The sequence below is a fragment of the Fusibacter fontis genome (assembly GCF_055378735.1).
The window spans coordinates 2,502,281-2,526,648 of the sequence record NZ_AP042445.1 but is presented as its reverse complement, the minus strand read 5'-3'; the positions used below and the strand labels follow the sequence as shown (position 1 = coordinate 2,526,648).

Below are 24,368 nucleotides of genomic sequence, written 5' to 3'. Positions count from 1 at the left end.
CCTCCCCTTATTTTCTCTGTTTATTTTTAGGAACGACACAAGTGCCAACTGCTCGACAAACCACAATCGGCTCTTCTAACACATCACAAGCTGATTCATTGAGATCAGGTCTTGGGATAATGACTTTTCTCGCTTCAAACGTCATTTTTCTCGACGAATTTCCAACATGTGTAATTTCACCCACTGCTTCAATATAATCGCCAGCGTATACAGGTGCTAAAAATTCGACTTTTTCATACGCAGCAAAAAGACCTTCATCTCCATCTTGACGAATCAGTAATTCTGTTGCAACGTCGCCAAACAAATTGAGCATTTTTGCGCCATCAACTAAGTTTCCGCCGTAATGAGCGTCGTGCATACTCATACGCATTCTAATCATTGCTTTTTCAGACATAATAAAATCCCTCCTGTTATAGTTTCCCTCACTCTCTATTTTAGTAGACAAAAAGAGGCAGGTCAACTGAAACGTTGCCTACCTCTTAATTTCATCTAATAATTCCATCTATAAATAATGACTGTGGAATAACCGCATTATGAATCGTTTTGATCTCCATTATTGCGTTTGTATCGTGATTTTTACAACCTCAAACACCGTATCTGTAATAGCTTTTCCTTCCACGTATAAAATCATGCCCGCTTTATAATCCGAAGCTCTTTGAATGGCATTTACCGGGAAAGTCAATGTTCGAACTTTGTTGTTTTCATCAATCACCAATAGAATATTCGAAGACGATACCACTTGAGTAACCGTTACTTTAAATCCCGTTGGTTCTGCGACAATTTTTCTTCCAAGCTGAATTCTCGTGATTCCGCCAATTCCTACATCTGCAGTCACTTCTTGATCCAATCTTAAATCGTAAATCGTTAAATTGTTCTTTCCAGTTTCATCAATTATTTTAACTTTGCTTGATAGATTGAAAACTTCTTCTGTGGAATCAGCAGAAGTAATGGTTAATGTTGGTTGTTTTTTAATAAAAATCCCTGTGAGTTTTCCAACCACAGTTTTTACCTGACCTACATAATCAATCTTAGTCACATTGCCGTATTTTAACGTCACTTTTACGATATCATTTGCTTTAAATGCTGAAGTCTTGTGACTATAGACAAGAGGCGTTGTATAGGCATATTTATACTCAGTTCCATTTTCCATGGTGACATCGACAGTCCCTGGTTTCAAAACATCCACCGCAGCATTTAAAACACCTGAAAACTCATAGTATTCTCCATATGCCACAATTCTACGAGCACCAGTTGTATCAACATAAACATAAAGTTTGAATTTATCTTTTAAGTCTGTTGCTTTTGCAGGAATGCCATTGATTGTCACTAACGTATCGTTGAAAACACGTCTAAAATCATTTGTTTTAGCATCTAATGCAATTCTGAGTGATTTTTGTGTTTTAGATTCATCTAAATAATCCGTAAGATTAGAAAAAGTTCCTTCGACAACAGTTAAAGCTTTCTCTAAATTCGCCGCACTGACTACATTGTCTTTGACAGTGAGCGTAATTTGAGCACCTATCGTTACCATGTTAAAGGATGCTTTATTTCCTGCCGCTGTTATTTTTGCGTCTCCAAGGACAAATGTTTCTGTTTTTCCCGTTAATGGGACAATTGAAATGGATTGATCCAAATCATTCACTGCTGTAATTTTTCCACTAACCGTTCTTTCAACGGCAATTGGAGTCACATCAGTCGGTTGGGTTGTCGGTTGGGTTGTCGGTTGTGTGGTTGGTTGTGTCACTGGTTGTGTTGTCGGTTGTGTCGTTGGTTGTGTTGTTGGTTGTGTTGTTGGTTGTGTTGTTGGTTGAGTTGCCGGTTGTGTCGTCGGCTCAGTTACAGCAGCAGGATTAACCCCTAATGCCTTTCCAAACCCTTCCATCAACACCGCTAAAGTTGCTCTATTAATGGTGCTCGTTGGATTAAATTTGCCATTTGCATCGCCTTTACTTGAAATAATGCCTTTTTCAACTAGGAAGTTGATGTATTTGATGGCACTTAACGGAATGTCCGATTGATCTTTAAACGGTAAAACGATGACTTTATTGAGATTTTCTTTTTTATACACATTGAGTGCTTTTGCAATAAAAGTAGATGCATTGACTTTTTTGACGTTTGTCAAAGTATTTCCAGTTATTAATACTTTGACTTCATCTAAAGCAACAATTTGATTTTCAAGTGCATAAGCCAGTGCAGGGTATACATCTGTTCCGTAAGGAGCAAACATCTCTGGGATGCTTAATGCTTTCAAACTCAATTGGTGTTTCGCAACAAGGGCTGTCATATCCACCGATTTGAGATACCCAGCAACATTAACTGTACGGTAGATTGCGATTAAAGACTCAAGTCCAGTGACAACGGAGTCCGGTCTAAATTCATTATTTGCATATGCTGGTACCGTCTGATTTTTCATGACGTTTTCTATAGACTTACTTGCCCAATGGCTCGCTGTGACGTCAGTCGCTGCCAGCGATATCACATTTCCGCCAACTAATGCAAGCGCTAATAATAAAGCAACCAATTTAGTGGTTCTTTTTTTGATTCTTTTCTGCATGTCTACCTCCATGTCTTCACATCACGTATGCGTGTGTTCACAAAACTTTATTTTCTGAATCCATTATATCACGCATCCATCTGTCACTTTATTAAATTTATTTTACTCATATTGTAATTCCACTGTAATTCCACTTGCTTTTTATGATAAAATAAAGAATAATACGCAAAAAGAGGTCTTGAAATGCCAATATTTAATTATGAAAATACCGACGTTCACTACATTCGCAAAGGAGCTGGTCAACCTATTGTATTTTTACATGGTTGGGGTGCGAATTTAGACAGTTTTACGCGACTTATAGACACCGTTCAAAAGACTCACGAAGTCATCGCTTTAGATTTTCCCGGCTTTGGAAAATCACAAGAGCCCAATCATCCATGGAATTTAGATGACTATACACAGATGACACATGCATTTTTGACAGCCCTAAATATTCATCAGCCCATTTTACTGGGCCATAGTTTTGGCGGGCGCGTCTCGATCAAATTGAGCCAACTACGGCCACTCAAAGGCATTATTCTCATGAATAGTGCGGGAATCAAACCTGAGCGGAAATCCAATTATTATTTTAAAGTATATGGATATAAGTTTTTTAAACAAGTGGCTTCTCTGCCAATTTTCAAATGGGCATTAAAAGAGCCTCTTGAAGCTTATAGAGAACTTCATTCGAGTGCCGATTACAAAGCCGCGACGCCTATGATGAAGCAGGTGCTTTCAAAAGTTGTCAACGAAGATTTGCGTGATCTCTTACCTAAGATCACTGCGCCTACTTTGCTTATTTGGGGTGATCAAGATGGTTCAACCCCTTTAGAAGATGCAAAAATAATGGAATCACTTATTCCAGACGCTGGGTTAGTGGTTTATGAAGGTGCTGGCCACTTTTCATATTTAGAACAACCTGAACGCACAATTACAATTATTCAGACGTTTTTAGGAGGGTTAAAATCATGATATTAACCATCGCGGGCTTACTGCTCATCGCCATTTCCGTTTTTTATAAAACGTTTTCCGATGTTCACAAATTTCAGCAGTATGGCTATTATACAAACCAATACCTAGGTGCTATCTTCAAGTCTAAAAATAAATGGGTGAAACCTCATGAAAGTTTTTACCTGATAGGCGTTCTCATCTTATTTTTAGTCGATCATGCATTCGTTCGCATTTTAGCGCTACTTTTACTGGTCTTAAATCTATATTTTTATAGATTGATCCAACGTGCTTATCCAGCAAAGAAAAAGTGTGTTTATACGCCGAGAGTCAAAAGAATGCTCATGACGACGCTATTGTGCATCGGTTTATGCATTATCGCAATTGGTTTTATGCCGACTTGGACAGGCGCTATATGGGGAATATTCGCATATATCTTGAGTTTCTTATGGATTTACCTAGCGAATTTCATCAATAAACCGATTGAAAATGCGGTGAATCAATACTATTACAAAGATGCATTGAGAATACTGAATCAAAATCCCAACTTAATCGTCATTGGGATAACGGGTAGTTATGGAAAGACCAGTACGAAAAACGTTCTATACTCAATCTTGTCAAAAGACTTCAACGTGCTGATGACACCTGAGAGTTTTAATACAAAAATGGGATTAACGCGCACGATTCGAGAACATTTAAAACCAACGCATCAAATTCTCATTGCAGAAATGGGCGCAAAGGAAGTTGGAGATATCCAAGAGCTGTGCGAGTTCGTCCATCCAACTTACGGCGTGATTACCTCCATCGGTCCACAACATTTAGACACGTTTAAAACGTTTGAGAATATCATTTCTACCAAAGGCGAGTTGTTTAAATATCTCAATCCAAATGGGACTGCATTTGTCAATGTCGATGATGAAAATGTACGCAATATCCAGCTAAGAGAGGATGTTAAATCCATTCGCTATTCCGTCAGTGATCACTCAGAATTTGCACCTGATTATTATATCGAATCGACAACTGTTGGCAGCAATGGATCGAGTTTTACATTAGTTCAAAAATCATCCGGCAAAAAATTTAGATTAAGTACAAAACTGCTTGGAAAACACAACTTGTCCAACGTATTAGCGGGCCTCGCGATCGCCATCTCACTTGGTGTTCCATTTGAGAGATTGCCTGCACTTACAGCTGATTTGAGACCCGTTCTACACAGACTCTCTACGAGAAGAGTGAACGATCAATACACCATTTTAGACGATGCTTTCAATTCAAATCCTGTGGGCTCTAGTATGGCACTTGATGTTCTTAAAAATTTTGAGGGCAACAAAAAAATCGTCATTACGCCTGGCATGATTGAACTTGGAGACCAAGCATATGAACTCAATAAAAAATTTGGTGAGAAGATTGCAGATGCATGTGATTATGTTATTTTAGTCGGGAAAAAACAAACGGCTCCTATTCAAGATGGGTTAAAAGAAAAGCATTACCCAGATAACAAAATTTACATCGCTTCAAATATCAAAGATGGTTTTAGGAAATTAGGTGATATCGTCGCACTCAATGATGTTGTGCTTATAGAAAATGATTTACCTGATACATTTAACGAATAAACGTAAAAGGAGTTTCCATGATAAATATAGGTGTGTTTTTTGGTGGAACGAGTGTTGAACATGAAGTCTCTGTAATAACCGCGCAACAAGCGATTGCTCAACTTCGAAAAATGCCGAACTATCGCGTTGTACCCATATATATTTCCAAAAAAAATCGTTGGTACACAGGCGATTACTTACTTGAAATCGAACATTTTAAGGACCTCGGCAAAGTACTTGAATCCTCTACACGCGTTCAACTCGTAAAAGGCAATCGCAACGCATTCTTAATTCACGACCCTGTCAAAAAATTTGAAAATCCAATCGTAGATTACATCGATGTGGCGTTTCCAATTATACACGGAACAGGCGGTGAAGATGGCAGCTTGCAGGGACTACTAGAACATTTAGATATTCCATATGTCGGATGTGGTGTGTTGGCGGCTTCCATGACAATGGATAAGATCGCGTCTAAGCTCTTCCTTCAAAGCACGGGCATTCGAGTGGTTGAAGGGGAATGGTTTTACGCACATCACTGGCTCAGTTATCAGAGCGACATCATCGATGATATTGAAAATAAACTTCACTATCCAATGATTGTAAAGCCAGCAGATATCGGTTCAAGTGTTGGGGTTAAATCGGCAAAAAATCGTTCTGAACTCATTGAAGCCATCGATCAAGCGCGTTATTTTTCAACGCGTATTCTAGTGGAACGCATGCTTATCGGCATGAGAGAAATCAATATATCTGTCCTAGGCGACAGCGAAAAACTCGAGCTGTCTGTCTGCGAAGAACCTCTCTCCACACATGATTTTTTAACGTATGAAGATAAATACGTCAACGAAGGACAATCCAAAGGGATGTCCTCTGCAAAACGTCAAATTCCAGCGCTTTTAACAGACTCATTAAAACATGAAATTGAACGCATGGCAGCTGAAGCATTTATAGCACTTGATTGTGCAGGTGTCACTCGGATCGATTTCATGATTGAAAAAGGAACGGAACTTCCTTATATCAACGAGTTCAACACAGTTCCTGGATCACTGGCATTTTATCTATGGGAAGCAAGTGGAAAAAGTTTTCAGTCCATGCTAGAAGAGATGATTGAAGCGGCTTATCGAGCTTACAGACGAAAAGAAAGTATTACGAGATCAAATGATATCAACATTCTGTCAAAGGCAGATTTGAAAGGAATTAAGAAATAAATACTTTACTGGAGTTTCAAGACTCATTTGAGGAGGCATTATGGAAAAAATACTCATTGTTGAAGATGACCTTCAAATTCAAACGCTGATTCGGGATTATGTTAATGCATCTGGATACATTGCAATAACAGCATCCGACGGAGAAGAAGCGTTACATAAGTTTGAATCTGAGAGCCCACATTTAGCGCTTTTAGATATCATTTTACCAAAGGTCGATGGATTTGAAATCTGTCGTAAAATTCGAAACGAATCCAACATTCCAATCATTATGATCAGTTCCAAAAAAGAAGATACGGATAAAATCTTAGCACTTGGACTTGGTGCAGACGACTTTATAGAAAAACCTTTTAGTCCACGTGTTCTCATCGCGAAGATTCAATCTCAGTTTAGACGTGTCAATGTACTTTCTGGAACACCTCCAGCAGAGACCCTTTCCGTAAAAGATTTAGAACTGGATATCAAAGCGCGTACTGTGACACTAAAAGGTGAATCACTTCCCTTTTCAGTGAAAGAATTTGAAATTTTACATTATCTTATGCTCAATAAAAACCAAGCTCTTTCCAGAGAAAAAATCTTTGATGAAATCTGGGGATACAATGAATTTGGTGATATCAATACCGTAACGGTTCACGTTCGAAAAATAAGAGAAAAAATCGAAACAGACCCATCCAACCCTGAATACATTGAAACTGTATGGGGTATCGGATATAAGTTTAAAGGATAACTTTATGAAAACGCATAAATTTAACCTGCGAGCAATCCTCCTATTGTTCATGCTCGGATCGATTCTTGTATCTATGGGATTTTTTGCATATATCTTCATCACATTCAATATGAAACTATCCCTCTCACATTCTCTTTTAAATACACCTATTCTTTGGTTTGGGATATTTCTCGTCATTATCATTGTTTTTTACATGATGGTTATCTTGCTGATGAATCGCTATGTTTTCGAGCCGATATTTGAAATCAAGCGCGCGGCTGAGCACATAAAATCAGGCAACCTAAACTATGTGATTAAGTATGAAGCTGACAATGAAATTGGTGATTTTTGCAAAGAGTTTGACAAGATGAGAATTCGACTTCGCGACACCATTATGGAGCAACATGAAATTGAAAAGAGGCGTAAACGCTTTATTGCCAGTATTACTCATGATTTGAGAACGCCGCTTACTTCAATTAAGGGATATGTTGAAGCGATTCAAGATGGTATCGTAAAAGATCAAGAAACGTATGAAAAATATCTCGAGACCATTGCAGATCGTGCAGATTATCTCAATCACCTAATTGATGATCTTTCTGTCTATACCAAGCAAGAACTTGGTGAATTTACTTTAAATACCGAACGAATCCATTCGGGAATCATTCTCAACAATTATTTTGATCACAAGCAACGCGAGTTTAAGGATTTACCTGTTGAACTCATTTTAAACAAGCCATTCATATCAGCTTATATCAAAGTCGATCCATATCGCTTCAATCAAATTTTAGAGAATCTTATTGGAAATGCAAAAAAATATGCTAAAACAAAAATAGTTGTCTCAACGAAAGTCGTTCAATATCATCTTCAAATCTCGATACATGACGATGGAGATGGCATTCCTTCAGACGTTCTTCAAAATATCTTTGATCCCTTTTTTATGGTGAATAAAGCGAAAGATCAAAAGGAAAAAGGCGGTTCAGGCCTTGGACTTGCTATTGTCAAGCAATTAACGGAAGGACAAAATGGTAAAATAAGCGTCAGCAGCAACTTCGGTGAAGGCACAACTTTTGTCCTTGATTTTCCACTAGATTAAAGGAGGAATCACCTACTATGAGGTGTCCAAACTGTAGCTATACCAATCCAGATGCTTCAAAAGAGTGTAAATTATGTGGGTATCAATTTGTTTCTGCTAAACCCATATCAGAGTTGCCCCACACTCTGGATAAAGACAAAGGTGAACCTTCTCAAAATGCATCGATCACAATGGACTCAGAAAGTCAAAATTCCAAGCCTTTGTCCTATACATCCGAACTCGATGTAGATACCATTCGACACTTGCTTAAGCGAGAAGACGAGGAGGCGACAGCACCACTCACTCAACAACCTGAACCTTCGCGTGAATCGGCTCAGTCAAAGTCAGACGACATGAAGTCACCAGAAGCGAAAATGGAGGATGTGGGAGCGTCTTTGTTTGAACCATCGAACCATTTAAAAATCATCTTATTGACCTTGTTTGTATTGATTGTCTTGGTGATTTTTCTACAGTCAAGTTTGGCTGATATGACTTGGAATTATCAGTCCTCTAAAAAGTCGTCAACTGAACTCACCAAAGAGACGACGACTGAAGAGAGTGCGACGAATGAGACCACTTCCAACGATGATATTTCAACACTTTCCTCAAAACCAGTGGATCATTTTTTTACTCAGCTACCGGACTATCTACAGCAAGGGAATTTGCTTATTTTAAATGCCCTTTCAAACTCTGAAGAGGGTGTTCGTCTCTTAACCGAATTTTCAAAGGTTGGAACTTTAGTTCAACTCAATTCATTAAATACTGTGAGTTCTCAAACCCTTGATCAACAAGCCTTTTATGTCATCGAATCCTTAATGGATTATTCAATCAATGGAAGCAATCAAACCATTGTCGCGAGTTGGTATTTTGAAGTTCTCAACGACAGTGCACAATGGAAAATCAAGCAATTTGCGTTTGATATTCCCGTGCTCAATCTTCATTCAACCAATTATGAAGCACTGTTAACGGTTATTAAAAATAACAGCGCACAGCAAGCAGTTGATACAGTTGATTCACTTAAGGAACAAGAACCTAAAACAACTGAAGAAAATGAAGACGATAGCGCTTCTACACCACCTGTTCAAACGACAACTGAAAAAACAACTGAGCCAGAACCTCTAAAAGGGTTTAAAACAAGCGGTGGATTCTCAGGAGGTGAAGCAGTGGCATCACAAGATATCAGTGCCGTTCGATACGGTCATCACGATTCCTTTGAAAGATTGGTCTTTGATTTAAGCGATTGGAATTATGGAAATGAAACCGTTGCATCAAGTCAAGTGGGACCTTATCAAGCGACGATTAACGCAGAACAAACCGTCATAACCATTACTTTAAATGGTGCGGCAGATGCTTCAGCTCGACAAAAGGGAATCAATTTAAAAGGAAGTCCAAACATCCAAGGTGTCACGTTTACACAAGGCGACGGCGATGCTGTTGAAATTGTCATCACACTGAATCGGGCGAGTCAATACAAGGTTTTCACTATGAAGTCTCCTGGAAAACTCGTCGTAGACATCGCTCAATAATCATCATAGGATCTCAATAAACAAGATTCAAAAGCACAAAAAAAGCTGTTGCAAAGTTTGATTTGCAACAGCTTCTTATTTTGTTATTATAACACGAGTTTTACGACTGCAAAGATAATCGCTAGTGGAATGAATAAGAGAAAAACTGAACAGATAATCAATCCAACTGTTCCCATTACGAGACCGATAATGCCTCCAACTAATCCAAATACTAAACCGATGACACTTCCTATCACACCGAAAATACCACCGATGATGCCTCCGAATAGCCCGCCAAATCCACCAAAGATGCCACCAAGTGCTGTACCAATTGTTCCAAATACGGTTCCAATGATACTACCAACTGGAATAAAAACTGCGACGATTCCTGCTAAAATTAAAAACGGAATCATTTTTTCTACTGAATAATGTTTTTTGTGCAATATCCATGCAACTGCAACAATCACTAAAAATGTAAACATACACATACCCTCCATCTATTTCAACTAATGATTTACTATCCTTATCATAACGGACAATCATGTAAATCACGTTAGTCATAGATTAGAATTTGGTAAAAATGTACGGAAGTGATTAATCTTCAATTTTTTTAGTCGCATTAATTTTTTTGATTTCTTCTACAACAAATGGCAATACTTTATGAACATCGCCTACAACACCAAGATCAGCTACTTCAAATATCTTCGCGCCTTTATCTTTATTGATAGCGATGATGAGTTCAGCTTCTTCCATACCAGCAACGTGTTGAATCGCTCCAGAGATACCACAAGCAAAGTATACATTTGGACGAACCGTTTTACCTGTTTGACCCACTTGACGATCGTGATCTAACCAACCGCTGTCAACAGCTGCTCTTGATGCTGAAACCAAGCCACCGAGTTCATCTGCTAACGCATATAAAAGTTCAAAGTTTTCAGCGGATCCAACGCCACGACCACCTGAAACCAGAACTGTCGCTTCTTGAATATCTTGTTTTTCTTCAGTTTCTTTTTCAAAAGAAAGGACTTCGATGAATTTTTTGTTTTTCTCTATTGTCACAGGGAACTGAACAATTTCACCTGTTCTGCTAGCATCTCTTTCCATTTTGGTCATTACGCCAGGACGAACGGTAGACATTTGTGGTCTGTGGTCTGGACAGATGATTGTTGCCATGATATTACCACCAAATGCAGGACGCGTCATTAAAAGCATTCTTTCTTCTGAAACATCTAAAGATGTACAGTCAGCTGTTAAACCTGTTGATAATCTTGCAGATACCCTTGGAGCTAAGTCACGACCTATTGATGTCGCGCCAAACAACACGATTTCTGGTTTTTCACTGTTGATGGCTTGAACAAGTGCCTGTGTATAAGGTTCTGTTGAATAAAGATCAAAATGTGCATCTTCCATCACGAGGACTTTATCTGCTCCGTATTCAACCAATAATTTACTGTGTTTGCTAATCTCTTTACCCACAACTGCAGCGATGACTTTAACGCCTAACTCATCTGCAATTTTACGTCCTTTTCCAAGAAGTTCTAATGAAACATTATGAACTTCATTGAAGCGTTGCTCTACATATACGAGCACGCCACTGTAATCATTTATATTCATGGGAACCCTCCTAGATAATGAATTTCTCTTGTAATTTGTCTACGATTGCAATCGCCAACTCTTTTGGTGACCCTTCAACCACTTTACCAGCTGATTTTGCCCCTTTAGTAAACGATTTTTTAACTTTTGTAGGCGAACCTTTTAAACCCATGCGCTCTAAATCTGCATCGATTTCATTGAAGCCCCATGTTTCAATTTCAAGGCTTCTATGCGCGTCAAGTATCCCTTTAACAGACATGTAACGCGCTTCGTTTAATTCGCTTAAAGCTGTAATCAGACATGGATAAGAAACTTTTATCTTTTGGAATCCATCTTCAAATGTTCGTTTAACAATTGCGTGATCGCCTTTGTGTTCAAATGCAGACACATAAGAGATTTGTGGTAAATCTAAGTGTTCTGCGATTTGTGGTCCAACTTGAGCGGTATCCCCATCAATTGCTTGTCTTCCTGTAATCACTAAATCATATTCTAATTTTTTAAGTGCAGCTGCAATCGTCGTCGATGTCGCAAGTGTATCTGCGCCAGCAAATACTCTGTCTGTGAGTAAAATCACGCGATCTGCACCCATGGCATAAGCTTCCTGCAAAGCAACTTTTGCTTGTGGGGGACCCATCGTTACCACGGTAATATGTGCACCGTATTGATCTTTTAATCTAAGTGCTGCTTCTAATCCAGCTTTGTCATCTGGGTTAATGATACTTGGAACGCCATCTCGAATCAGCGTACCTGTTTTTGGATCCAACTTAACTTCGTTGGTATCAGGAACTTGTTTTATACATACAACAATTTTCATCGTTTGCCTCCATTTACACAATTATAGAACTGAATGTCTTTTGACTATGAATGATTGGATTATTTTAATTCAGATGAAGAAATAACCATTCTTTGAACTTCGCTTGTACCTTCGTAAATCTCGGTAATTTTAGCGTCTCTCATCATTCTTTCCACTGGATATTCACGTGTATATCCATAGCCACCAAATAATTGAACTGCTTTAGTCGTCACTTCCATTGCCACTTCAGATGCGAATAATTTTGCCATTGCAGCATCTTGAGCATAAGGCATTTTGTTGCCTTTTTTATAAGCAGCATTGTACACGAGTAAACGTGCAGCTTCAATTTTTGTTTTCATATCAGCAATCACAAATTGCGTATTTTGGAATGCAGCAATCGGCTTTCCAAATTGTTTTCTTTCTTTGACATATTTAACCGCTTCGTTATAAGCGCCTTGAGCAATACCAAGTGCTTGTGCAGCAATACCGATACGGCCTCCATCAAGTGTCATCATGGCAACTTTAAAGCCTTTGCCTTCTCCACCTAACATATTTTCAACAGGGATTTTACAATCTTCAAAAATCAACTCACATGTACTTGAACCGCGGATTCCCAATTTTTTCTCTTTTTTTCCAATGGTAAATCCTGGTGTACCTGCTTCTACGATAAATGCTGAAATACCTTTAAGTCCAAGAGAACGATCAGTCATCGCAATTACGATATAGGTATCTGCATAACCCGCGTTGGTGATAAATATTTTACTGCCATTTAAAATATAGTGATCACCATCTTTAACTGCCGTCGTCTGTTGTCCCGAAGCATCCGTACCTGCATTTGGTTCAGTCAAACCAAACGCTCCAATTTTCTCGCCTTTTGCAAGGGGCACTAAATATTTTTGTTTTTGCTCTTCTGTACCAAATTCATAAATTGGTGCAGCGCATAGAGACGTATGTGCAGATACGACAACAGAAGTCGTTGCACATGAAACGCCTAATTCCTCAACGAGGTTGATGTATTGCCAGTATGAACCACCAGCACCACCGTACTCTCTTGGGAATGGGACACCCATCATCCCAAGGGTTGCCATTTTTTTAACAGTTTCTTCTGGAAATCTTTCTAAGTCATCGATTTCTGCAGCGATTGGTTCTACCTCATTTTTCGTGAATGTTCTAAACATATCACGCATCATGAGATCTTCATTTGTTAATTCAAATTTCATTTGCTCCCTCCGTTTTGTTAAATATTTAACTTTGATGCGAAAAAAAATAAACTATCCCCATGCGACCATTTTAACATTAATTGTTAAAATATCCAACAAGATAATTTATTTTGGTCCGTAATTTAATGGCTTTATTCCTTCGATTATATAAAAAAGTGACTCATCGTTTTGAGCAAAAAAAGCATGATTGCTATGGCAATTCCTAAATACAGATACCGTCTGCTGTTGCGTTTGCATACTAAGTTCTCATATCGATTGCGATATAAATTCTTGTTTTTATAGGACAGATCATCTTCAAAAACATGATACGTTTCCTTAGGCTCTGTTATCACGCGCTTGACTTCGCCTGAATATAGCGCATATGCCACTTCAAAATCTTTTAAAGGCACCAACAGTAAATAACCCTCTCCATCGCCCTTGCCATCTTCATCCACTCGTTTTTCAACACGCGTTCGAATTCCGATTTCATACAGGACCTTTTCAGTCTCAAAAAAACAAGCGTCATCCTTTGCCTGCTTATCTTCAGCTAATATTTTCCATTGATATAGAAACTGCAAATTACTTTTTTCACACATAAGGCCCTCGATGAACGAACAATTTTGTCTTATTGTATCACAAACAACAACTTTCTACATCAACAAGAAACTCTTAAATCTACAGTAAATTCTTAAATCTACAAGAATTCCTTACATTCTGATTTTCTTCTTTAAATATTCACTTTCAAGTTTGACGATTTCAAGATAGATTTTAGACCCATCTACAATAAAATTTTTATCGATTAAGAGTCCTTCATCTGAGATCATCTCGGCGATCTGATCGACAAGGCTTTTATCATTCCATTTTTGAAGAAACTTTCCCCAAAATGAAAACGTCGTCGTTTTTTCTTCTATAGAAATGAACAACCGACCATCTTTTTTCAAGATGCGTCTCGCTTCTCGAATGATGGATGAAAGACCATCGTCAAGTTTGGAAATACAATCGATCACGACTTTATCCACACTTTCATCTGGGCATGTTAATTTGCCGTTTTGCTTGATAATGTTCATACTCAGCTCATTACCATGATGCATCACGACACCGTCGCGTTTCCATTCTAATATAATATCTAACGGTGAAAATCCATTTGGACTTACCGATTTAAATCTTTCTATGTTCATCTTTAACTCCTTGAAATTCATGTGTTAAAAATACCATAGAACAGTTGCAAATACAATAAAATCCATGTTAACAATATCGTACGTTTTATTAATATTCATTTTAATGATTCGAAATAACTCCACGCATGGTTTTAACAATTGACCTCATTTAAATCAAATTCGGGTTTTGTCTTAACAATTAAACCAAACCAAATGTAGACGATGATTCCCTTGAATATGCTGCTAATGGTAATACTCCACCAAATACCATTGAGTCCTAAAAATGTCATCTTGCTAAAATACAGCGCCATGGGAATTCTCAGTAAATTAAAGATGATGCTGGTAATTGCTGCAGGTTCTGTCTTTCCAATGCCGTTAAAAGCTCCAGAAGAGGTGATTTCAATGCACATAAAAAGCTGTGACAACGCGAGAATCTTCAGATAATCCACTCCTAAGGCAATGGCATCTGGCTCTCTAACAAAAATCATAAACAGCCATTTTGCTCCAAAAAACAAGAGGACTGTATTAAAAATTCCAAGAATAATCGCAGTTTTAATCGCCGTTCGATACCCTTCAACCACTCTGCGATACTGTTTTGCACCATAATTTTGCCCCACAAAAGCCCCTAGAGCAACGGCAAAACCCGAAGCCGTCATCCATGAAATGGATTCAATTTGTGAGCCCACCTTTTGCACGGCAATTGGTAGTGCTCCATACTCGGCTATAATGCGTGCAATCACGATGGATATCAGCGTAAACAATGCACTTTGAATCGCAGGCGGCCAGCCAATTTTAAATAGATCCAGTATATCCCGAATCGCAAACTTTTTAAAAAATGTGAAATGCTGAAACAATACGTGCTTGAATCGGATATTGTATATAAAAAATAAAAAAACCACCATTTGAGCAAAAACCGTCGCCAAAGCAGCGCCCAATACGCCCATCTCTGGAACCGGACCAAATCCGAAGATTAAAACTGGGTCTAAAACGATGTTGACCACTAATCCAACTGCATTATACTTAAAAGGCGTTTTACTGTCGCCACGACCATTAAACACACCTGTGAGTACTTGGTTACAAAATGGAAAAAGCATTCCAAGACAAACAACGACCAAGTAGTCAAGCGTCATTTGGTCAACTGATGCACTTTTCGTGTTAAAAAAAGCGATAATTGGTGAACGAAACGCGATGATGACGCCTCCATAAAATAGTGCTATAATAGCGGTCACATCGATACCTGCACGTGCAATACGCTCTGCTAATGCATGATCTTTAGCTCCGGTAGCCTGTGCCACTCGAATCTCAGTACCCGTTTTACTCAGCATAATAAAGGCCTGAGATAACCACATAAAAAAGCCTGCAATCCCCACAGCTGCAACTGCATTGGATCCCAAGAAACCGATCCAAAACATGTCCGTTAAATTATAGGCCATTTGAATAAAGCTCGTCCCCATAATGGGTATGGCCATTTTTAACAATCCATTAAAAATAGGTCCCTGGGTTAAATCTATCTTTTGATCGCTCATCTTTTTCCCCTTAACTTTCGTCGATTATATCTCTCGATTATGTATACATCCATCATATCATCGTGTAAACCGAGCTATTGCTCTCTTTTCATTTACAATCGGTTTCATTATAGCAAAGCTATTTATTTAGGGCAACTAAATATTAATAAAAATTGCATCTTGCCACTTTCCAGTTTAGTGAAAATGACTTCGATTTATCACCAATTTGTAATGTATTCGTCATCTCTTTGGTTTATAATGTTAGTGTTACTTCTATTATGAAAAGGAGATCCAATAGTGTCAAAAAAGCTTACTAGATTCCCCTTAAAATTTCAATTGAAAACAGCCTGGCTACTCTGTTTAACACTTCTACTATCCAGCATCGTACCTATTCAGTTCGCTGATACCAACTCATTTATAGATGTAGAAAATCATTGGGCAAAATCTTATATCGATACGCTTAAGCCGCTTGGCGTCATCAACGGCTACTCTGATGGACGCTTCCTACCGGAAGAGTCGATTAAACGCATTGAGTTTATCGCCATCGTCGTCAATGCCCTCAAAGCGGACAAACGCAGTCCACTTCAAGGTGAATATTGGGGGACGCCATTTGTGGAATCCGCCTTGAATCTCAAACTCATCTCGGATTTAGAATATGGTGGATTGACCGAGAAGTCGCTCGACCAGCCCATTACGCGCGAAGAAATGGCCAGCATCGTCGCGAATGCCTTTTTACTCAGTAGCGCAAAACCTAGTGAAACAGAACTCGAAAAAGCAAGACAATCCCTTAGTGATATGGCAACCGTATCCGAAATGTATCGTGAACAAGCCGTCATCGCCGTGGCACTTGGCATTATCACTGGATACAAAGAGGATCAAACGTTTCGTCCACTCAATGAATCAAAACGCGCAGAAGCAGCTGCCGTCACCTATAAGTTATTGACAAAGCTCGGCGTTCTAAGTGGAACAACACCTACAACACCTAGTACGACGAAAAGTATGAACATCAAGGGCATTACCATTGGCATGTCGCTTGCAGATGCGCTTAAACTTTCCGGTCAACCGATTCGTGAAGACAGTAGTGAGTATGGATTTAAATGGCTTGTTTTTCACAACAATTATAAAAATTATTACATGATTGGCGTCGAAAACAATCAAGTCGTTGCAATATATGCCACTTCTAATCTCATTGAAGGCATTGCACTTGGCAGCACTAAATCTGAAATGACGACACGATATGGCGCACCACTGGACTTTATTTCAAAAGGTTCAACTTCGTATGCTCAGATTAACGACAGTGAAAGCGCACTCTATTTATATGATCAAGTCTATATCACCGCTTATTTTGATCAATCCAATGGCGGTAAGAGTTTTGCCGTGAAAATCATCAATCGCACGACAGAAGAAAAAATGAAAAGCCATTATGGGGCACTCACGGATGAACTCAGACTTTCCTACGAAAGACAAATTCTTGATTTGGCAAACGTCTATCGCACCGAGCAAAATCTCAAAGTATTTACTGGACATGAGAGCCTTTCCAACGTAGCGAGAAATCACAGCAAAGACATGGCCATCCGAAAATTCTTCGATCATAAAAATCCAAGTGGGTATCAATTTTACGATCGCATAACCGCTGCAGGTCTCAATTTCCGTTCTTCTGCTGAGAATATCGCCGCTGGATACCTCAATGCATTTTCTGCGCATTGTGGTTGGGTCAACTCTCCTGGTCATAAGGCCAATCTCATTGGAAATTTTGATTTTCTCGGAGTTGGCGTCTATTTTGGAGGCGACTATAAAATTTATTATACTCAGAACTTTTTAAGACCTTAACGACCTTAGGGTATAACGAAATCTGATTATAATGAGATCTTAAAATAAAAACGGTTCACATCCCTTTGAGCATCAACTCATCGGAGTGTGAACCGTTATTTTATTGTGTTTAAAATCTAAAATACAAAAATGGATTGTAGGATTGACCAACCATAAGAATCGTCGCTAAAATCAAGAAGACGATATCTGCAATCAAGCGCAAATGTTCAATGTGCGTTTCTTTGGCAAATTTTCTCAAGACCTTTGAAATAATTGGCGTTGACACCAATGATGCAAAGATTAAGAAGAACAGGTTACTCTTGATGTGAATCCACGTGAGCATGTCAATGACAGGCGCTCCAGCAAATCCAAACATGATTTGTAAATAATCGAGTACTTTTGAGAAATCGGTAAAATAGAAAAATACCCATCCCACAAGCACTGCTACGATTAAGTATAAATGGCTAAAAATTGCAGGCAATTTCGCAAACACTTGATCCAAGAATTTTCTTTCGATGAAAATGAGAAGTCCGTAATACACGCCCCAAAAGATGAAATTCCAACTCGCTCCGTGCCACAATCCCGTTAAAAACCATACGACAAAAATATTGCGAAGGTGGTGGTGGCGATTGCCTCCGAGTGGAATATAGACATAATCTCTGAAGAATGAACCCAATGACATATGCCATCTCCGCCAAAATTCGGATGCGGATTTTGAAATGTAAGGATAATTAAAGTTTTCTTTAAAGTTAAAACCGAACATTTTTCCAAGTCCAATGGCCATGTCTGAATATCCAGAGAAATCAAAGTAAATTTGGAAGGCATATAACAAAATGCCAATCCAAGAACCTACGACAGTTAAATTTGAAAAATCTCCATTTAAATAATATCCAGATAGTTGCCCCGCGGTATTGGCGATGATAACCTTTTTCGCAAGACCTAGACAAAATCTCGAAACCCCTTGACTGAAAAGCGAAAACGTTTCTTTTCTATTTTCAATCTCTTCAGCGACATCTACATAACGAACAATTGGACCTGCCACCAGTTGAGGAAATAAGGAGACGAATAATAAAAACTTCATAAAACTATTTTGAACTTTTGCCTCACCTCTAAATACGTCGATTGTATAAGACAACGTTTGGAATGTATAAAAGGAAATTCCAATTGGAAGTGCGATGCTCTTGTAAGGCAAATTCATTGAAAAGGCAAAATTTAAATTTTCGATGAGAAATCCATAGTATTTAAAAAAGCCTAGAAGACCTAAATTAATTGTAAGCGATGCAATTAATCCCACATAGCGAAACTTATTATTAAAATTTCGATGAATGATCTGGCCACACGTATAATCGACGATGGAACTGAAAATCATCAGTGAAATCCAAATAGGTTCTCCCCATCCGTAAAATACCAGTGAGAAGAAAATAAGAATCCCATTTTTAAACTTTCTCGAAGGAACAGAGTAATAGAGAATGAGCAGCAGTGGTAAAAAATAATATAAAAACGATAAACTGGAAAAGACCATTTTTTTCTCCCCTAAACTAAAATACTTTTCTCAACATTTCATCATACACATCATAAAGCGTAATATCTGCATTGTTGATAAAGATAACATCTTCAATTGCATGTTCCTCAATATAAGCCTTTAAACTTCCTTGCCAATATCTAGGATCAATGATGTGAACCTGTTGATAATGATTCGTTAAATAAGGTGAAAACGCATTTCCATAAGAATCTTTTACAACAAGAACTTTCCCAGAAACAGCATCAGATTCCGTCTCTAGGACAGCGACAGATGCATCACCACCGAGGAATACGCCATAAGAAGGTGTCTCCCCCATTAATTTTTTAGAAATCGCATAAGGGACTGGATCCAGCGTCGTCACCTTTTTATTTTCATCCATATAGGAACGCGTCATCGTAACAGGATATAGAGGTAGATAAGCCTCAATCGTATCTGGAAACGCCTTAACGGCCTCGTTATTCGTCATAGAATAAAAGGTACCGACAAAATCTTTTATTTCAAGTTTTTCAAATGCCTCTAAAGCAATAGGTTCAATGCCCTTTGCTTCACAGAAAGTCACATAGCCATAATAAGCGCCTAGTCCATTCCAGTGATGATCCGTGTTGAAAAAGGTGTACTCGCGTTGATGTTTCCATAATACATCCACAGTATTGACAAAGTGGACACTTGGGTCCATTAACGCTTCAATGCGTTGAATCGATTCGCTTGGATTATCTGTAAAGGATTGATATTTCCCCGTTACATAAGATGCTTGAGTGGGTGCGACCAAACTGAAAACTTGGACATTGGGATTTTCTTTTGCAAAATCACTAATTGCTTGTGCATAAGAAATCTCAGAAGGTTCATTTTTCTTAAAACTTCTAAAAGCATGATCCTCTAAAATAAAATAGTTAATTTGGATCCCCGCTCCATTGGCAATCTTTGATGAATCCTCCATTTCAGGTGAAGCACCTGCCATGTTATCACCGCTTACCGTTTGAACTTGAACATCCGTTTTAAATCCTCTTACAGATTCAAATACTTTTGATGCTTCAATCATTTGATCTCGAAACATAAACTGATCGTTGAGATATGCGTCGATTTGACTGGTTAACTTCTCTTTAAAAAAACCATGAACACTGAGTTCAGGCTTTGTTTGAAGGGGTCTATTTTCACTTTTTGAGGTTTCAAGATTGGTATGAAGACCCATATTGAGAATGCCTACTGCCACGAGTATCGTAGCAAAAATTATTGATTTTAATCGATCCAATTTCATTATTTCACCTTTTTAAATCATCGTTTGATAAGTAGATACACTTATTTATACTACCATTCGACCTATTAAAAATCAACCACAGAAAGTATTAACAAGTTAGTAACAATCTGATTTTTGGCAATCTGGGCAGATGCCAAACAATTCTAAACGATGTTCCAAAATTCGATACTGTGTTTCTGTTCGAACCGCTTCATCATATCCCTTAAGTGGACAGCCATTTAGCACTGTAATCTTATGACATTTAACACAGACTAAGTGATGTTTGTGTTCATTGGAGCGCATTTCATAAGTAGAACAATTTTCGAGGCCATACACCTTTTTGTCAACTAATTGACTTTTCACAAACACGTCGAGTATGCGATAAACCGTAGATAAGTTCATGGTATCTTCCAAAGGATACTGCTCTCTCAGTTCTCGGTAAATGACTTCAGCTGTCACTGGATGTTCTGAACGTTCTAAATAGTCAAAAACCAGTTTTCTTTGCTTTGTACTTTTGATGTGATGCGCTTTAAAAATAGCGGTTACGTCACGTTTCTTCGGCTTCATCATCATCACCTCGCTAATTTATAAATAAAAGCACCTGTGAAAAATACGGCATTCACCATGACGATACTTGCTCCTGACGGCCAATCCATCCAATATGACCCAATAATTCCCACTACAACAGAAATTAAAGAAACAAAGGTCGCAATGGCAATTGTCCACTTGAAATTACGGGAAAATTGAAGCGCGGTCACAGCGGGAAAAATAATCATACTAGAGATCAACATCGTACCCACTGCACGAATACCCAGCACAATCGTTATGGCTGTTAACATGGCAATTAAATAATTCATTCTCTTCGTTTTAATCCCTATAACCTTTGCAAATGCTTCATCATATGTCACTGCAAATAAATCATGGTAAAAAAATACAATGGTAAATACCACAATTGCAGACAAAATTAATGATAACCAAACATCAATTTCACCAATCACGAGAATACTTCCAAACATAAAACTAAACAAATCCACATTAAAGCCCTGTGATACGCTGGTAATCAATATACCTAGTGCAACTGAAAATGAGGATACAAGCCCAATTGCCGCATCTCCATAAACAGATGCACTCTCATTCATCTTAAGAATTAAGATCGATGCCAACATGACGACGGGAATCGACACAATTAAAGAGGATTGATTGAGTAATAGTGCAATTGCTACAGTGGCAAAGCTCACGTGTGCCAATCCATCTCCAATCATCGAAAATTTTTTAAGCACGAGAAAAACCCCTAACATGGAACTGGAAATAGCAATTAGGATTCCTACAATGAGCGCTCGCTGCATAAAACTGTATTGAAAAACATCTGTAATGACGTGCATCCAATCACTCATGGTTGCCTCCTCTTTGATGATGACTGGTATACTTTGACACATCGTCGAAAAATAACACGTCACGGTCCATCACCATTATTTTTTTTGCAAACTTTTTAACGCTGTCTACGTCATGAGAGACCAGTAAAATCGTCGTTTGATCCTCTAGATTGATCTGGTTAATCAACTGATAAAACTCATCTCTCACTTTGGGGTCTAGGGCACTCGTAGGTTCATCCAATATCAATAATTCTGGTTGATTGACAAGCGCTCTTGCTAGTAAAACCCTCTGTTGCTGACCACCTGAAAGATCGCCAATACGCTTGTTTTTAAGCGCGTAAATGTCTAACTTATTTAAAATTTCATCAATTTTCTCGTGATGTTGCTTTTTGAGAATTTTGGGGAAGTTCATCGTCGACAGCAACCCAACGCCTACTATTTCTTTGACCACAGCAGGAAATAACCGATCGTTTGTCAAAACAACTTGAGGCAAATACCCCTTTCTAACCTGTTCATTTTGATACGAAATCGTCCCACTTTCTATCGGAATCAGACCTAAGATCGCCTTAACAAACGTCGTTTTTCCCGAGCCATTTGCGCCGACGATGCCGATGTAATCACCGCGTTCAATACTTAACGAAACATCATTAAGTATCCGATTATTCCCGTATTTTACGGATAATGATTGTACTGTAATTTGTTTATTCATGATATCCCAATCCTTTTTTTAATCTTTCCAAATTTCCTTTCATGATGTCAATATAAGTGATTCCTTGTTTCAACTCATCTTTCGAAACATTGTGTGCGCCGTGCAACAACAATAGCTCGACATCTGCTTCTTCAGAAAGAATATTGGCAACTTTCGGGTCGATTAATTCCTCATAAAATATCGCCTTTGCTTGAGTGTGTTCAATCGTCTCTATAAGAACTCCCATGTTTTTTGCAGTAGGTTCTGCATTGGGAGAAAATCCTTCATATGGCGAAAGGTGATCCAGTCCGTAGTGCTGAGCAAAGTATCCGAAAGCAAAATGGCCTCCTGATAAAATGGTCTTTGAATCCGTTTTCTGAAAGGTCTCTATAAATGTCTGATCTAGATCCTGTAATTGAGAGATTAATGCCTCTGCATTTGCTTCAAAGTATGCTTGTTGAGACGGCATCATTTCAGTGAGATTCTGAGTAATGGTTTGCACCATTACAACGGCGTTTGTTGGATCTAGCCAGTAATGTGGGTCGTATTCCCCCTCCAAATGCTCGTCTTCATCTACATCCTCATGTTCACCTACATCCTCATGTTCACCTGCATCCTCATGTTCACCTTCAGCTTCATCCTCGTGAACATGAACATGCGTACTTTTCAATAACGTAATCCCCGAACTCAGATCAACTACTTTTGCTTGCATATCTGACTTGTCTTTCACGAGTTCATGTGCCCACGGCTCCATTAACTCATTTGTATACAAAAACAACTGAGATTCTTTTATGGTTAAAATGTCCTTTGGTGTCGGCTCAAATGAATGTGGTTCAACACCACTCGGAATAATGAGTGATACATTGACATATTTTCCACCAATTTGTCTTGCAAAATCATATTGAGGAAAAAGAGTGGCGATGACCGTGAGCGCAGATGCATCTTTCTCTTCTTCAACAATGGCATTTGAGGAAGCATTGGAATCTATCTGGGCACCCAGTGACTGACATCCCATTAAGGATCCCATCATCACAAATAGGGTAAAATAAGCTACAAATCGTTTCATTTTCATCTAACATTCCTCCTTGAATCCCATCAGTTGTCGTCAATCATTTATCTTCTATCGTTAACGCTGTATTAAAAATTAAAAACGCAAATGCAATTGATTTGCATTTGCGTTTATTATATCACGATTTTGGTGAATTTGAACCCTTTTTTTGAATGAGTTGCTGTACTTCTTCTGGGCTAAGTTTTTTCCATTTCCCCACTTTCAGATGTCCGAGTTGTAAGTTCATCAGGCGCACGCGCTTTAAAGAAACAACTTGGTAACCTAACGCTTCACACATTCGACGTATTTGGCGGTTTAAGCCTTGAGATAGGACGATGCTAATAGTTGTCGCATCTATTTTTCTCACTTTGCATGGCTTGGTCTTTTCATGCTTTTTCTTAACCGGGTTGTAAATCGTAATTCCTTGTGACATCTTTTCAACAAAATCCGGGGTGATCTTCCCGTCGATTGTCACCACGTATTCTTTCTCATGTTGATTCTCTTCTCTGAGAATTTCATTGACAATATTGCCATCGCTCGTCAGTATAATCAAGCCTTCAGAGTCTTTATCCAACCTTCCAACAGGAAAAATGCGCTCTGGATAGTTGATGTAGTCGATGATGTTTCCTTTAACATGTCTTTCCGTGGTGCAAGTCACACCGACCGGTTTGTTAAACGCTAAGTAAACATGCTGTTTTTTACTTACAATGCGCTTGCCATCGACTTCAACCCGATCTTGTTCAGCTACTTGTGTTCCAATATCTGCTACTTTCCCGTTAACCTTTACCCTTTTTTGTAAAATAAGTGCATCGGCTTGACGTCTTGAACAAAATCCAGACGCGCTAATAAATTGGTTTAATCTCATGTTTTTTCCTCTTCGTTATTGATCTGT

23 protein-coding genes are annotated in these 24,368 nt (G+C 38.5%); 7 read left to right on the top strand and 16 right to left on the bottom strand.

Annotated elements, in window-relative coordinates; genetic code table 11:
* Positions 1–7 precede the first annotated feature (7 nt).
* Both kal and ACZ41W_RS11275 read right to left on the bottom strand, forming a co-directional pair.
* Positions 8–394, bottom strand: a complete 387-nt coding sequence (kal, locus tag ACZ41W_RS11280) for a 3-aminobutyryl-CoA ammonia lyase (protein ID WP_464312082.1) — start codon at positions 392–394, stop codon at positions 8–10.
* A 159-nt stretch (positions 395–553) separates the two neighbouring features.
* Entirely contained in the window at positions 554–2,554 is a 2,001-nt protein-coding gene (locus tag ACZ41W_RS11275; RefSeq protein WP_464312081.1) for an S-layer homology domain-containing protein, read from the bottom strand.
* A 183-nt stretch (positions 2,555–2,737) separates the two neighbouring features.
* Between ACZ41W_RS11275 and ACZ41W_RS11270 the strand changes: the two genes are divergently transcribed.
* From ACZ41W_RS11270 to ACZ41W_RS11245, 6 genes are read left to right on the top strand one after another with little or no spacing between them, the layout of a single operon-like run.
* Complete coding sequence (locus ACZ41W_RS11270; protein ID WP_464312080.1) at positions 2,738–3,505, top strand: alpha/beta fold hydrolase; 768 nt, start codon at positions 2,738–2,740, stop codon at positions 3,503–3,505.
* Complete coding sequence (locus ACZ41W_RS11265) at positions 3,502–5,091, top strand: UDP-N-acetylmuramoyl-tripeptide--D-alanyl-D-alanine ligase (RefSeq protein ID WP_464312079.1); 1,590 nt, start codon at positions 3,502–3,504, stop codon at positions 5,089–5,091. Before ACZ41W_RS11270 ends, ACZ41W_RS11265 begins: the two co-directional genes overlap by 4 nt.
* A gap of 17 nt (positions 5,092–5,108) precedes the next feature.
* Complete coding sequence (locus tag ACZ41W_RS11260) at positions 5,109–6,275, top strand: D-alanine--D-alanine ligase family protein (protein ID WP_464312078.1); 1,167 nt, start codon at positions 5,109–5,111, stop codon at positions 6,273–6,275.
* 40 nt (positions 6,276–6,315) lie between these two features.
* On the top strand, positions 6,316–6,999 hold the full coding sequence (locus ACZ41W_RS11255) for a response regulator transcription factor (RefSeq protein WP_464312077.1): 684 nt from the start codon (positions 6,316–6,318) through the stop codon (positions 6,997–6,999).
* 4 nt (positions 7,000–7,003) lie between these two features.
* Positions 7,004–8,071: a sensor histidine kinase gene (locus tag ACZ41W_RS11250; RefSeq protein WP_464312076.1), complete on the top strand. Its 1,068-nt coding sequence runs from the start codon at positions 7,004–7,006 to the stop codon at positions 8,069–8,071.
* A gap of 17 nt (positions 8,072–8,088) precedes the next feature.
* Positions 8,089–9,576, top strand: coding sequence for an AMIN-like domain-containing (lipo)protein (locus ACZ41W_RS11245; RefSeq protein ID WP_464312075.1), 1,488 nt, complete (start codon positions 8,089–8,091; stop codon positions 9,574–9,576).
* Between the two features lie 86 nt (positions 9,577–9,662).
* On the opposite strand, the gene ACZ41W_RS11240 is transcribed toward ACZ41W_RS11245, so the two are convergent.
* From ACZ41W_RS11240 to ACZ41W_RS11210, 7 genes are all read right to left on the bottom strand, one after another.
* Positions 9,663–10,037, bottom strand: a complete 375-nt coding sequence (locus tag ACZ41W_RS11240) for a hypothetical protein (protein WP_464312074.1) — start codon at positions 10,035–10,037, stop codon at positions 9,663–9,665.
* 112 nt (positions 10,038–10,149) lie between these two features.
* Complete coding sequence (locus ACZ41W_RS11235) at positions 10,150–11,169, bottom strand: electron transfer flavoprotein subunit alpha/FixB family protein (protein WP_464312073.1); 1,020 nt, start codon at positions 11,167–11,169, stop codon at positions 10,150–10,152.
* 10 nt (positions 11,170–11,179) lie between these two features.
* On the bottom strand, positions 11,180–11,962 hold the full coding sequence (locus ACZ41W_RS11230; RefSeq protein WP_464312072.1) for an electron transfer flavoprotein subunit beta/FixA family protein: 783 nt from the start codon (positions 11,960–11,962) through the stop codon (positions 11,180–11,182).
* A 59-nt stretch (positions 11,963–12,021) separates the two neighbouring features.
* Positions 12,022–13,161: an acyl-CoA dehydrogenase gene (locus tag ACZ41W_RS11225; RefSeq protein WP_464312071.1), complete on the bottom strand. Its 1,140-nt coding sequence runs from the start codon at positions 13,159–13,161 to the stop codon at positions 12,022–12,024.
* A 143-nt stretch (positions 13,162–13,304) separates the two neighbouring features.
* Positions 13,305–13,736, bottom strand: coding sequence for a hypothetical protein (locus tag ACZ41W_RS11220; RefSeq protein WP_464312070.1), 432 nt, complete (start codon positions 13,734–13,736; stop codon positions 13,305–13,307).
* A gap of 111 nt (positions 13,737–13,847) precedes the next feature.
* Positions 13,848–14,318, bottom strand: coding sequence for a hypothetical protein (locus ACZ41W_RS11215; RefSeq protein WP_464312069.1), 471 nt, complete (start codon positions 14,316–14,318; stop codon positions 13,848–13,850).
* Between the two features lie 131 nt (positions 14,319–14,449).
* Entirely contained in the window at positions 14,450–15,823 is a 1,374-nt protein-coding gene (locus ACZ41W_RS11210) for an MATE family efflux transporter (RefSeq protein WP_464312068.1), read from the bottom strand.
* Positions 15,824–16,099: 276 nt separating this feature from the next.
* Here ACZ41W_RS11210 and ACZ41W_RS11205 point away from each other — a divergent pair, with 276 nt between their 5' ends.
* Entirely contained in the window at positions 16,100–17,632 is a 1,533-nt protein-coding gene (locus ACZ41W_RS11205; RefSeq protein WP_464312067.1) for a CAP-associated domain-containing protein, read from the top strand.
* Positions 17,633–17,741: 109 nt separating this feature from the next.
* Here ACZ41W_RS11205 and ACZ41W_RS11200 read toward each other — a convergent pair whose 3' ends face one another.
* The 7 genes from ACZ41W_RS11200 to ACZ41W_RS11170 all read right to left on the bottom strand — a co-directional run bounded on the left by ACZ41W_RS11200 (position 17,742) and on the right by ACZ41W_RS11170 (position 24,341).
* Positions 17,742–19,133, bottom strand: a complete 1,392-nt coding sequence (locus tag ACZ41W_RS11200) for an MBOAT family O-acyltransferase (RefSeq protein WP_464312066.1) — start codon at positions 19,131–19,133, stop codon at positions 17,742–17,744.
* 16 nt (positions 19,134–19,149) lie between these two features.
* Entirely contained in the window at positions 19,150–20,388 is a 1,239-nt protein-coding gene (locus tag ACZ41W_RS11195) for a DHHW family protein (RefSeq protein ID WP_464312065.1), read from the bottom strand.
* A 96-nt stretch (positions 20,389–20,484) separates the two neighbouring features.
* Complete coding sequence (locus tag ACZ41W_RS11190; RefSeq protein ID WP_464312064.1) at positions 20,485–20,937, bottom strand: Fur family transcriptional regulator; 453 nt, start codon at positions 20,935–20,937, stop codon at positions 20,485–20,487.
* A 2-nt stretch (positions 20,938–20,939) separates the two neighbouring features.
* Positions 20,940–21,761 carry a metal ABC transporter permease gene (locus ACZ41W_RS11185; protein ID WP_464312063.1) on the bottom strand — a complete coding sequence of 274 codons (822 nt, stop codon included), beginning with the start codon at positions 21,759–21,761 and terminating at the stop codon, positions 20,940–20,942.
* The gene (locus ACZ41W_RS11180; RefSeq protein ID WP_464312062.1) at positions 21,754–22,449 is read right to left on the bottom strand and encodes a metal ABC transporter ATP-binding protein; all 696 of its coding nucleotides are present in this window, start codon (positions 22,447–22,449) and stop codon (positions 21,754–21,756) included. Before ACZ41W_RS11180 ends, ACZ41W_RS11185 begins: the two co-directional genes overlap by 8 nt.
* Positions 22,442–23,500 (bottom strand): metal ABC transporter solute-binding protein, Zn/Mn family, encoded by a 1,059-nt coding sequence (locus ACZ41W_RS11175; protein ID WP_464312061.1) that lies wholly within the window; start codon positions 23,498–23,500, stop codon positions 22,442–22,444. Before ACZ41W_RS11175 ends, ACZ41W_RS11180 begins: the two co-directional genes overlap by 8 nt.
* Before the next feature lie 115 nt (positions 23,501–23,615).
* On the bottom strand, positions 23,616–24,341 hold the full coding sequence (locus ACZ41W_RS11170; RefSeq protein ID WP_464312060.1) for a pseudouridine synthase: 726 nt from the start codon (positions 24,339–24,341) through the stop codon (positions 23,616–23,618).
* Between the last annotated feature and the right edge of the window lie 27 nt (positions 24,342–24,368).

Bases quoted from the DNA above. Each gene is read 5' to 3' on its own strand.
- kal (WP_464312082.1), bottom strand. From the start codon at position 394: ATGTCTGAAAAAGCAATGATTAGAATGCGTATGAGTATGCACGACGCT.
- ACZ41W_RS11275 (WP_464312081.1), bottom strand. From the start codon at position 2,554: ATGCAGAAAAGAATCAAAAAAAGAACCACTAAATTGGTTGCTTTATTA.
- ACZ41W_RS11270 (WP_464312080.1), top strand. From the start codon at position 2,738: ATGCCAATATTTAATTATGAAAATACCGACGTTCACTACATTCGCAAA.
- ACZ41W_RS11265 (WP_464312079.1), top strand. From the start codon at position 3,502: ATGATATTAACCATCGCGGGCTTACTGCTCATCGCCATTTCCGTTTTT.
- ACZ41W_RS11260 (WP_464312078.1), top strand. From the start codon at position 5,109: ATGATAAATATAGGTGTGTTTTTTGGTGGAACGAGTGTTGAACATGAA.
- ACZ41W_RS11255 (WP_464312077.1), top strand. From the start codon at position 6,316: ATGGAAAAAATACTCATTGTTGAAGATGACCTTCAAATTCAAACGCTG.
- ACZ41W_RS11250 (WP_464312076.1), top strand. From the start codon at position 7,004: ATGAAAACGCATAAATTTAACCTGCGAGCAATCCTCCTATTGTTCATG.
- ACZ41W_RS11245 (WP_464312075.1), top strand. From the start codon at position 8,089: ATGAGGTGTCCAAACTGTAGCTATACCAATCCAGATGCTTCAAAAGAG.
- ACZ41W_RS11240 (WP_464312074.1), bottom strand. From the start codon at position 10,037: ATGTTTACATTTTTAGTGATTGTTGCAGTTGCATGGATATTGCACAAA.
- ACZ41W_RS11235 (WP_464312073.1), bottom strand. From the start codon at position 11,169: ATGAATATAAATGATTACAGTGGCGTGCTCGTATATGTAGAGCAACGC.
- ACZ41W_RS11230 (WP_464312072.1), bottom strand. From the start codon at position 11,962: ATGAAAATTGTTGTATGTATAAAACAAGTTCCTGATACCAACGAAGTT.
- ACZ41W_RS11225 (WP_464312071.1), bottom strand. From the start codon at position 13,161: ATGAAATTTGAATTAACAAATGAAGATCTCATGATGCGTGATATGTTT.
- ACZ41W_RS11220 (WP_464312070.1), bottom strand. From the start codon at position 13,736: ATGTGTGAAAAAAGTAATTTGCAGTTTCTATATCAATGGAAAATATTA.
- ACZ41W_RS11215 (WP_464312069.1), bottom strand. From the start codon at position 14,318: ATGAACATAGAAAGATTTAAATCGGTAAGTCCAAATGGATTTTCACCG.
- ACZ41W_RS11210 (WP_464312068.1), bottom strand. From the start codon at position 15,823: ATGAGCGATCAAAAGATAGATTTAACCCAGGGACCTATTTTTAATGGA.
- ACZ41W_RS11200 (WP_464312066.1), bottom strand. From the start codon at position 19,133: ATGGTCTTTTCCAGTTTATCGTTTTTATATTATTTTTTACCACTGCTG.
- ACZ41W_RS11195 (WP_464312065.1), bottom strand. From the start codon at position 20,388: ATGAAATTGGATCGATTAAAATCAATAATTTTTGCTACGATACTCGTG.
- ACZ41W_RS11190 (WP_464312064.1), bottom strand. From the start codon at position 20,937: ATGATGAAGCCGAAGAAACGTGACGTAACCGCTATTTTTAAAGCGCAT.
- ACZ41W_RS11185 (WP_464312063.1), bottom strand. From the start codon at position 21,761: ATGAGTGATTGGATGCACGTCATTACAGATGTTTTTCAATACAGTTTT.
- ACZ41W_RS11180 (WP_464312062.1), bottom strand. From the start codon at position 22,449: ATGAATAAACAAATTACAGTACAATCATTATCCGTAAAATACGGGAAT.
- ACZ41W_RS11175 (WP_464312061.1), bottom strand. From the start codon at position 23,500: ATGAAAATGAAACGATTTGTAGCTTATTTTACCCTATTTGTGATGATG.
- ACZ41W_RS11170 (WP_464312060.1), bottom strand. From the start codon at position 24,341: ATGAGATTAAACCAATTTATTAGCGCGTCTGGATTTTGTTCAAGACGT.